The sequence below is a fragment of the Gemmatimonas sp. genome, assembly GCF_046594945.1.
Classification (GTDB): domain Bacteria; phylum Gemmatimonadota; class Gemmatimonadetes; order Gemmatimonadales; family Gemmatimonadaceae; genus Gemmatimonas.
This window is the reverse complement of sequence record NZ_JBKJRB010000003.1, coordinates 1-9,461: the sequence shown is the minus strand read 5'-3', so window position 1 is coordinate 9,461 and position 9,461 is coordinate 1. Positions and strand designations below refer to the sequence as shown.

The following is a 9,461-nucleotide window of genomic DNA, read 5'->3' as shown; positions in this document are numbered from 1 at the left end:
GTGCTTTGTTCCTTCAACCGTCACGCGCAGTGCGACGAGATCCGGACTGTCCGGCTTGGTGAGATGCGGTTTCATTGCGGCGATGACAACATCACGCGGAACAATGCGCGTGCCTTTTACATCGATCGGCTCGAGGTCGAGCAGACCCAGGTCGCGCACGGCTTCCATGATCTTCGCGTGCCCCGGATAGCGCAGCGTCTTGTACTCCATGGTCGGAATGACACCGGCGTAACGGTACACCATCGTGGAGAGGCCACCTGCCGTGTGAAATGCCTCGAGCTCACCCACCGGCTCGGCGAACTGCACCGACTCGAGTTCGGAAAGCGCGGTCACGTGGGCGGGTTGTCCATTCCGCACAACCAACGAAGCGGTCGTGTAGTAGTCCACCATCCCTTCGATGGAGTAGGCGATCTGATAGCCAAGGGGCGGCTCCGGCGTCTGCGGTAGTCCGCCCACGAACAGCTTGACGCTCTCCACCGTATCGAATTGATCGATCCCGTGTTGGGCGATCACATTCACCATACCCGGGGCGAGACCGGTGTCGGGGATCACACTGATCCCCTTGGCTTTCGCGGCCGCGTGGAGCTTCTTCTGTTCCTGAACAATTTCGGTGTTGCCGCCAAGATCGGCGAAGTGGACACCCACCTCCACGGCGATGGCGGCGAGCGGGGCGTTGAAGTAGTACGGGATGGCGCTCAGGACCGCATCGCAGCGGGAAAACACCGTGCGAACGGCAAGGGCATCACGGACATCGAGCGCAATCGCCTCGAGGCGCGAGCCGACGAAGGGCGCGAGGAACGCGGGTAGGGCGCCAACACGAACATCGGCCAGCAGTACGTGCGTGACCAACGGATTTTTCAGCAAATCATACGTGCACGCGGTGCCTTGCAGCCCCGCGCCGAGTACAAGCATGCGCATGTGGGTGGCTCCAGCAAGTTCTAGAGAGGGGGAGTGTTGATGGAGGACAAGTTAATGCCTACCGCGAGCCAAGGGAGCGAAGCGACCGAATGGCGTTCGCATCTGCTCAAGCACACCTCACAACTGGGGCAGGTGCTTTCGTCGGTGCATCGGATCGCCGTGATCGGCATCAAACCGGAGCTGGTCGGTGGGCCCGCGTACTACGTGCCCGAATACTTGCAGGGCGCGGGCTACGAGATCGTGCCAGTGCCCGTCTACTACCCGGAAGTCACGGAGATCCTCGGGGTTGCGGTCCACCGCTCACTCCACACGGTAACGCCGCCGGCCGATATGGTGCTGCTCTTCCGCCGATCAGGCGATGTGACGCAGCACCTCGCGGAGATTCTCGCCGCCACGCCGCGCGTGGTATGGATGCAGCAGGGCATTAGCGACGCCGAGATGGCGGAGACGCTGGCCAAGGCCGGCATCGATGTGGTGCAAGACCGGTGCGCGATGATCGAACACCGGCACGTGCGGCAGTGAGCTACTGCCGCACGCGATTGCGACCGTCGGCCTTGGCGCGATAGAGCGCGGCGTCGGCCCGCGAGAACAGATCTTCGACGCTCTCGATGCGCGCCGCGGGAAACACCGCGACGCCTACGCTGGCGGTGATTTTGAGCGGCGGATGCTCACCGCCGCGGGCAAACTCGAATTCGTCCACGGCCGCTCGAATGCGCTCGGCGAACGCCACCGCGCCGGGCTCATCCGTTTCCGGAAGTAGCACCAGGAATTCCTCCCCGCCGTACCGGGCCACGATATCGCTGCCACGAATGGTGTCGAGCAGCAACTGGCCGACGTCACGCAGCACGTCGTCACCGACCAAGTGGCCGTAGGTATCGTTGACCTTCTTGAAGTGATCGAGATCGATCATCAACAGGGCGAGCATGGAGTCATAGCGCAGCGCCCGCTCCATTTCCGCCGTGATACGCTCGGTGAGGGCGCGCCGGTTGAGCAGTTGGGTGAGCGGATCGGTCTGCGCGAGTTGCTCGAGTCTCGCGTTGTCGGCCATCGTGCTTTCGACCACCTGTGCGCGCTGGATGACCGCCACTGCCGCCGTGATCACGGACTGCGCGAATTCGAGATCGTGCGGCCCGAACTGATCCTGATCGCGTGTGCGGCGCACGAGGAACACACCGTACTGACCGCGGTCGACGGTGAACGGCAAGGCGATCACGGAGCGGATCGGCACTTCGATGCCTTCGATACCCCACACGTTCCGGACTCCTTCGTACAGCGGATGCGTGTCGAGATCTTCCACCAAGACCGGCTGTCCCGACTCGAGGGCCGCCTTCAGCTCTGGATAGCGATCGAGCTCGATCTTGAGATGCTGCAGCCCCGGGTTCTCGAACGCCGCGACGACCACGGCCTGCGCGTCGCCCGGCCGCGCCAACACGACCGAGCAGTGCGACACACCAAGCGCGCGCGCCGCACGGCGCACGAGAAGATGAAAGAGTTCGGTGACCGACAAATCACCGGTCACTTCGTGCAGGATATCCACCAGCTTCCGACGGCTGTCGGCATCCTGCTGCGCGCGCACCAGTGCTTCTTCGGTGCGCGCCAGTGCCAGTCGGGTGGACCGCAGCATGGCGCCGGTCCGCAACTGGGCCTGCACGCGCGCCAGCAACTCCTTCGGACGATACGGCTTGCGAATGAAATCCGCCGCGCCCAATCCCAATGACCGCACCGACGCGTCCTCTGGCGGCTGCGCGGAGAGCATGAGCACCGGCAAATCGCGCCAGCGCTCCTCGCTCTTGATCCGCTCGAGCAACTGACATCCATCGGCATCCGGCATCAGGATGTCGAGGAGCAGCAGATCGGGCGTGCGCTTCTCGAGCTGTTCAAGACAGGCCATCCCGCCATCGGCGGGAATCACCTCGTATCCGTTTTCCTGCAGCAGCCAGGTGACGGATTCGAGGACGGCCACGTCGTCGTCGGCGACGAGAATTCGGGAGATGGGCATCAGCGGGCGTTATTCATCGTGCGCCGCCACCACCGTCGAGTCCCAATTCTCCAGTGGGGGTCTCCCCTTCGGGGCCTTCCGCGCCGTCCACGTCATCCTTGTCGTCGGGAATCACGCGCGCCACCGCTTGCACGGCATCGTGGTCATCGAGCGACACCAGCTTCACGCCTTGGGCGGCGCGACCAGTGACGCGGATCTCGCTGACGCGCGAGCGAATCGCGACACCCTGCCGCGTCATGAGCATCAGTTCGTCTTCCGGCACGACTTCCATGAGCGCGACGACGTCACCGGTTCGAGCGGTGCGGTTGAGCGTGAGGATACCCTTGCCGCCTCGCTTCTGCACGCGATACTCGCTCACTTCGCTGCACTTGCCCAATCCCTTTTCGGTTACGACCAGCAGCGTCGCTTCCCGCTTGATCACGACCATGCCGACCAGCTGATCTTCCGGGCGCAGTTCGATGCCCTTCACGCCCGTGGTGTCACGGCCCATCTCCCGCACATCGCTCTCGTGGAAGCGCACCGACAGTCCATGACGCGTGGCGAGCACGACGTCGTTGGTGCCCGACGTCACCTGTACGTCCATCAGCTCATCGCCTTCCTCGACCTTGATGGCCTTGATGCCGTTCGAGCGTGGATTGCTGTACTGCGACAACGCCGTCTTCTTGACGGTGCCCTTGCGCGTGCAGAACAGCAGAAATTCCGTGTCGCTGAATTCGCGTGTCAGCACGATCGCACGGATGCGCGTGTCGGGCGTGACGTTGATGAGGTTCACGATCGGCTTGCCGCGCGTATTGCGTCCGGCCTGTGGCAGCTCGTGCACCTTGAGCCAGAAGCAACGGCCGTCATCGGTGAAGATCAGCATGTACGTGTGCGTACTCGCCACGTAGAAGCGTTCGATGAAGTCGCTTTCCTTCAGATCCGCGCTGGACTTGCCGCGACCGCCGCGGCCTTGGCGGTTGTACAGCGACAGCGGCGTGCGCTTGATGTACCCGTTGTGCGAGATGGTCACGACCATCTCTTCTTCCGCAATCAGGTCTTCGATCGAGAACTCGCCTTCGTCGCTCACGATTTCCGTGCGGCGATCGTCGCCGTACGTCTCCATCAGCTTGAGCAGCTCGCCCTTCATGATGTCCATGCGGCGCGGACGCGACTCGAGGATACTGCGTAGCTCGACGATGGACGCGCGCACCTCGAGAAGCTCTTCCTCGAGCTTGTCGCGCTCGAGGCCGGTGAGCTTGGCGAGACGCATGTTGAGGATCGCTTCCGCCTGCCGCTCGGAGAGACCGAAGCGCGCCTGCAGCTGCAGACTCGCCGTGGGCGTGTCGTCGGCCGCGCGAATCATGCGGATCACTTCGTCGATGTTGTCGACGGCGATCTTGTATCCTTCGAGGATGTGCTCGCGCTCGAGCGCCTTGTCGAGATCGAATTGCGTACGACGCACGATCACTTCGTGGCGGTGCTCGATGTAGTGCCCGATGCACTGACGCAGCGTGAGCACCTTCGGCACGAGCTGACGCGTGTTCACGTCGGGCACGAGCGCCAGCATGATCACGCCGAACGTGCTCTGCATGGCGGTGTGCTTGTACAGCTGATTGAGCACCACACGCGGGATGGCATCGCGCTTGAGTTCGACCACCACGCGGATGCCATCACGGTCGGACTCGTCACGCAGCGCGCTGATGCCCGTCAGCTTCTGGTCACGCACCAGTTCGGCGATGTCGATGACCAGCTTCGCTTTGTTCACCTGATACGGCACTTCCGTGATCACGATCTGCGAACGGCCGGTCGATTCCTTCTCTTCAATCACGGCCTTCGCGCGCATCACGATGCGTCCGCGTCCCGTGTCCTGATAATCGGCGATCCCGGCCCGGCCGTAGACGTAGCCGCCGGTCGGGAAGTCGGGGCCGCGCACGAACGCACGCAGGGCGGCGCCCTCGAGCTCGGGGTTGTCGATCATCGCGATCACGGCGGTGACGACTTCGCGCAGGTTGTGCGGCGGGATGTTCGTGGCCATGCCCACGGCGATACCCGACGACCCGTTCACCAGCAGGTTCGGCACACCCGAGGGCAGGACACGCGGCTCTTGGAGACGGTCGTCGAAGTTCGACGCGAAATCGACCGTGTTCTTGTCGATATCTTCGAGCATTTCGACGGACATGCGGGTCAGTCGCGCTTCGGTGTAGCGATACGCCGCGGCGTTGTCCCCGTCCATCGAGCCAAAGTTGCCCTGACCGTCAACGAGCGGATAGCGCAACGAGAAGGTCTGCACCATGCGCACCAGCGCGTCGTATACGCTGCTGTCGCCGTGCGGGTGATACTTGCCGAGCACGTCACCGACCACCGTCGCCGACTTCTTGAACGGACGCCCCGGCAACAGTCCAAGCTCGTTCATCGCGTACAACACGCGGCGATGCACAGGCTTGAGGCCATCGCGCACGTCGGGCAGTGCACGCGAGACGATGACACTCATGGAATAGTTGATGAACGATTCCTTGACTTCCTCATCGATGAGGCGCGGCAGGATACGTTCGCGGGCGTTCGGTGCAGTCATGTGACGTCGGGCAGGAGAGACGTGATCCGAAACTTGATCGACAGCCTTTCAATATACACCACCCGAAGCGTAAAAACAACGCGTCGAGTCTGGTGTAAACTGCTACAATTCAACGACTTAGAAACTTGTTGCAAGGACAGCGCGCGAACCGCCACCCCATCACGCGCCCCATCACGCGCCCCATCACGCGCCCCAGCTGCGTACGATCGAGAGCAGCCGCCACTCGCCGCCAACCCGGCGCCACAGATACGCCGCCCCGCCGTTACTGCCCGAGCCGATTGCAACGCCGCCGCGCTCCCGTGGACGGTGCACGCCGACCACCGCGTACTCCTGCCACATCACTATCGGCGCGACCACGATATACGACAGGTCGGCGTCCGGCGTCGTGCGGCCCACCGCCGTGAAGAACTCGTCGCGGGCCCGCTGCTGCCCTTCTGGTCCGAAGTAGGCCTTGACCCGAGGACGCGGCGCCTTGGGGAACTCCATGTCGCGGACGCCGGGGACCACAAAGGTCACCGTGTCGCCCATCACCGGCGACGACAGACAGCCCGCCGTCGTCGGGTCTGGCACCTCGCCGGTGAGTCCGGCCGCCACGGCGCGATGCACGCCGGTCCCGTCTTCATCCCAACGCGGTCGGTCGATGCCGGCCTCCCAGCCCACCACTACGCGCAACAACGCTCGCGTCTCCGGGGTCGCCAGCGAACGGCCGGCACCCTGCAACACAATCGTCTGCTCCATCCGCTCGACCAACGACTGCAACGACTTCTGCAGCGCCGGGGTCGTGTCCTTCGTGAACACCCGCAGGGCGCCGGGATTACACCGGTCGCCCAAGGCAGCCCACGACGCGCGGGCAAGGTACTCACGACGCCATGCGTGCAAGCGCTGCGCGTAGTCGCGCGTTTCCGCTGCCAGATGCGCCGTCGCCACCGCTTCACTGTTGGGCACCGCCGTCGGCTTACCCTTCGCCACCGACTGCGCGCCGGCCCCGTTCAGCGGTGCACAGAGCGGCGCCAACACCAGTCCGACCAACAGCCGGGACTTCACCGTCATCAATGCTTGCTCTCTTCGTACTCGCGTGCGTTGACCGTGACCGGCGCTTTCACCACCGTGACCGGCGGCTCGGGCACCGGCATTTCGGCGGTCTCGTTTTCCGACTTCTCCTCCGCCAACTCTTCCGCCTCATCGGCGGCCGCTTCGGCGTCGATCGCGCGACGCTCAGCCTGATATCGCTGGTACCACGCGCGCGTGACTTCACCCGCGAGTTCACGATTGCCCATACCGAACGACAACGAGAGCGCCAGCGCGACCGCGCCGAACAGGATGGCGAAGGCCGTCGTGACGATGTCGGTCGCAATGCCAAGTTCCTGCAACGCCATGAACACCGCCAGCACAATCACACCCGCGCGACCCGTCCGCGCCAACCACGGACCGCCATGCAGGCCGCCAGCCGACGCCATGATGAGGCCACCGACGAACCCACCGAGCACGATACCGAGGATGATGATCACGATCGCGGCGATCACACTCGGGATGTAGCTCACGAGTTCGGAAAAGACGTTGGCGAGCGACTCGAGACCGATCGCATTCGCCGCCACGAGCAGCACCGCGAACATCACGCACCAGAACAGCAGGTTGGCGATGACCTTCGCCGGATTGAGATGCGAACCCGAACGTTCGACGGCTTGCATCACGCCGCCGCGCTCGAGCAGCTGATTGAAATGCATGCGGCGCAGCAAACGCGCGGTGCCTTTCTCAATCACCTTCGCCACGAGATAGCCGGCGAAGAGAATGACGAGCGCGCCGAACAGCGCGGGCACGAATTCCCCGAGCAGCGCAAAGCTTTGCTCGAGACGTTCCGTGAACGTCGACGTGAGTGCGGCCTGACCCGAATCCGTCTGCGTCGCGGTGGCCGCGAGCTGCAGAGAGTCGGGAAACTGTTGCTGTAACAAAGTCAAATTGAGAGGGGGTGCCTGCGGACCTGCTGCAAAATAGCGAAGCGCCAGTCACCGCGGAGGGGATCCCCAACGGGGAGGCGTACTTTACTTAGAGTCGCGTTCCCCGCTTCACGTCAAAGATGACGCTGCGACGGCAGTGCGGGCAGAGGAGCCACTCCCGCTGCCGGTGATAGCCCAGCCCAAACGAGCCGCCGCCGATGGCCCGCTGCGTCATGAGCACCGAGCAGCGTGGGCAGAGGGGGATCTCCCCGCTCTGCACCGTCTCTCGCATGGCCCTTTCCTCGGCCGATGTAAAGCGTGCCGTTTCGCTCACAGACGGATGACGACCTTGCCGAACTGCGCGCCCGAGGACAGTCGCTCGAACGCCTTGGGGGACTCCTCGATGGACCAGACGGAGTCGACCGGTGGCATCAGCTCTCCCACCCGGAACAGCGCCGTCATGGCATCGAACTCGGCGTCGTTCCCCATGGTGGACCCCATCAGCGTCCACTGATTCCAGAACATCCGGCGCACGTCGAGCTGCACGAACGGTCCGCTGGTGCCGCCACAAGTCACCAGTCGCCCCCGCTTCCCAAGCGCCACGAGCGACTGTGACCAGGTCGCCTCGCCAACGGAATCGATCACGACGTCCACGCCGCGCTTGCCCGTGCGGGCACGCACGTCGCGACCGAGGTCGGTCTGTCGGTGGTCGAGCAGGTGATCGGCGCCGAGCGCCTGCGCCCGGGCCAGCTTGTCAGGAGTGCCCGAGGTCACCCACGCGGTCGCGCCGAGGTGTTTGACGATCTGCAGGGCGGCCAGTGCCACGCCGCCGCCGATCCCCCAGATCAAGACCTGATCACTGGGTTGCACCCGCGCGCGGGTCACGATCATGCGCCAGGCCGTGAGCGTGGCCAACGGGAAGGCCGCGGCCGTCTCGAACGGGATCGTGTCCGGGATCACCCGCACGTTGTCGGCCGGCACGACGACATAGTCGGCGATCGTGCCGTGGCGGTGCTCGCCCATAATGCCGTAGGTGAGACAGAGGGGCTGATCGCCGTCGCGGCAGTATTCGCAGCGGCAGCTCCGGTCCACGAGGCCGGGGTTGAGCATCACATGATCGCCCGGAGCAATGCCGTGCACGGCGTCACCGACGGCATCGATGATGCCGGCCCCATCGGAACCCAGCACCCACCCCGGCTGGATTTTCACACCCGGAATTCCACCGAGCACCCACAAATCGAGCCGGTTGATGGCGGCCGCCTTGATCCGTACGCGCACGCTGTCCGGGCTCTCGAGCGCTGGCAACGGCATATCGTCGCGGACGCGAAGCTGGTCGAGGCCGCCGTGGGCATCGATCGTCAGGGCACGCATGGTCATGACGGGTCTGGAAGAGGTGGACGGATATGTGGAATCTCCTCTGCCCCGCTCGGAAATGGGAGTGCAGGACACCGAAGGCGGCCCTACCCCCTGTCAGGGCGGTCCGAGGCCTATATTGGGAGGATTACACTCCCCCGACTGTTCACTACGACCGTCACGCCACATGTCGTCCATCAAGGTTCCGCCGCTCGGCGAATCCATCGTCGAAGCGACCATCTCCCGTTGGCTCAAGAACGAGGGCGACACCGTCGCCGCCGGCGATACGTTGGTTGAGCTCGAAACCGACAAGATCACCGTTGAAGTACCGTCCCTCGACGCTGGCGTGCTCACGAAGCGGCATAAGGGCGAAGGCGATGTGGTGAACGTCGGCGACGAGCTGGGTGAGATCACGGCGAGTGCCAGTGCTGGTGCTGCTCCGGCGGCGTCCGCTCCCACCGCGGCTCCGGTGGCCACGGCAGCCGCTCCGGTGGCGCCGCTATCGGCGACCGCGCCAAGCGCGGGTGCGGACGTGAAGGTGTCGCCGGCCGCCGCGCGACTCGCGACGGAAGCCGGTATCAACCCGGCAGACGTGGCGGGTACCGGTCGTGGTGGAGTGGTGTCGAAGCCTGACGTGATGGCCGCCATCGCGTCCCCAGCTCCGGCAGCTCCGGCGGCGGCGGCCGCTCCGGCAGCTCCGGCCGCT

General features: G+C 64.4%; 9 protein-coding genes. 2 read left to right on the top strand and 7 right to left on the bottom strand.

Features of this window, described 5'->3' with window-relative positions:
• A partial coding sequence (locus ACLL97_RS00320; protein WP_411278475.1) for a saccharopine dehydrogenase family protein occupies nt 1-918 on the bottom strand: 918 nt, incomplete at its 3' end.
• A gap of 54 nt (nt 919-972) precedes the next feature.
• On the opposite strand from ACLL97_RS00320, the gene ACLL97_RS00315 reads away from it, so the two are divergent.
• Complete coding sequence (locus tag ACLL97_RS00315) at nt 973-1,440, top strand: CoA-binding protein (RefSeq protein ID WP_411278474.1); 468 nt, start codon at nt 973-975, stop codon at nt 1,438-1,440.
• 1 nt (nt 1,441) lies between these two features.
• On the opposite strand, the gene ACLL97_RS00310 is transcribed toward ACLL97_RS00315, so the two are convergent.
• From ACLL97_RS00310 to ACLL97_RS00285, 6 genes are all read right to left on the bottom strand, one after another.
• The gene (locus ACLL97_RS00310) at nt 1,442-2,917 is read right to left on the bottom strand and encodes a diguanylate cyclase (protein WP_411278473.1); all 1,476 of its coding nucleotides are present in this window, start codon (nt 2,915-2,917) and stop codon (nt 1,442-1,444) included.
• 13 nt (nt 2,918-2,930) lie between these two features.
• Nucleotides 2,931-5,468 (bottom strand): DNA gyrase subunit A, encoded by a 2,538-nt coding sequence (gyrA, locus tag ACLL97_RS00305; protein WP_411278472.1) that lies wholly within the window; start codon nt 5,466-5,468, stop codon nt 2,931-2,933.
• A 183-nt stretch (nt 5,469-5,651) separates the two neighbouring features.
• Entirely contained in the window at nt 5,652-6,518 is an 867-nt protein-coding gene (locus tag ACLL97_RS00300) for a hypothetical protein (protein ID WP_411278471.1), read from the bottom strand.
• On the bottom strand, nt 6,518-7,423 hold the full coding sequence (locus ACLL97_RS00295) for a mechanosensitive ion channel family protein (protein WP_411278470.1): 906 nt from the start codon (nt 7,421-7,423) through the stop codon (nt 6,518-6,520). Before ACLL97_RS00295 ends, ACLL97_RS00300 begins: the two co-directional genes overlap by 1 nt.
• An 88-nt stretch (nt 7,424-7,511) precedes the next feature.
• Nucleotides 7,512-7,736 carry a hypothetical protein gene (locus tag ACLL97_RS00290; protein WP_411278469.1) on the bottom strand — a complete coding sequence of 75 codons (225 nt, stop codon included), beginning with the start codon at nt 7,734-7,736 and terminating at the stop codon, nt 7,512-7,514.
• Entirely contained in the window at nt 7,733-8,779 is a 1,047-nt protein-coding gene (locus ACLL97_RS00285; RefSeq protein ID WP_411278468.1) for a zinc-binding dehydrogenase, read from the bottom strand. The genes ACLL97_RS00290 and ACLL97_RS00285 overlap by 4 nt, the downstream gene beginning before the upstream one ends.
• A gap of 163 nt (nt 8,780-8,942) precedes the next feature.
• Here ACLL97_RS00285 and ACLL97_RS00280 point away from each other — a divergent pair.
• Nucleotides 8,943-9,461: biotin/lipoyl-containing protein (locus tag ACLL97_RS00280; protein WP_411278467.1), on the top strand; the 519-nt coding region annotated here is incomplete at its 3' end.

Excerpts from the sequence above, each read along its gene's own strand:
- ACLL97_RS00315 (WP_411278474.1), top strand. The coding sequence starts at position 973 with ATGCCTACCGCGAGCCAAGGGAGCGAAGCGACCGAATGGCGTTCGCAT.
- ACLL97_RS00310 (WP_411278473.1), bottom strand. The coding sequence starts at position 2,917 with ATGCCCATCTCCCGAATTCTCGTCGCCGACGACGACGTGGCCGTCCTC.
- gyrA (WP_411278472.1), bottom strand. The coding sequence starts at position 5,468 with ATGACTGCACCGAACGCCCGCGAACGTATCCTGCCGCGCCTCATCGAT.
- ACLL97_RS00300 (WP_411278471.1), bottom strand. The coding sequence starts at position 6,518 with ATGACGGTGAAGTCCCGGCTGTTGGTCGGACTGGTGTTGGCGCCGCTC.
- ACLL97_RS00285 (WP_411278468.1), bottom strand. The coding sequence starts at position 8,779 with ATGACCATGCGTGCCCTGACGATCGATGCCCACGGCGGCCTCGACCAG.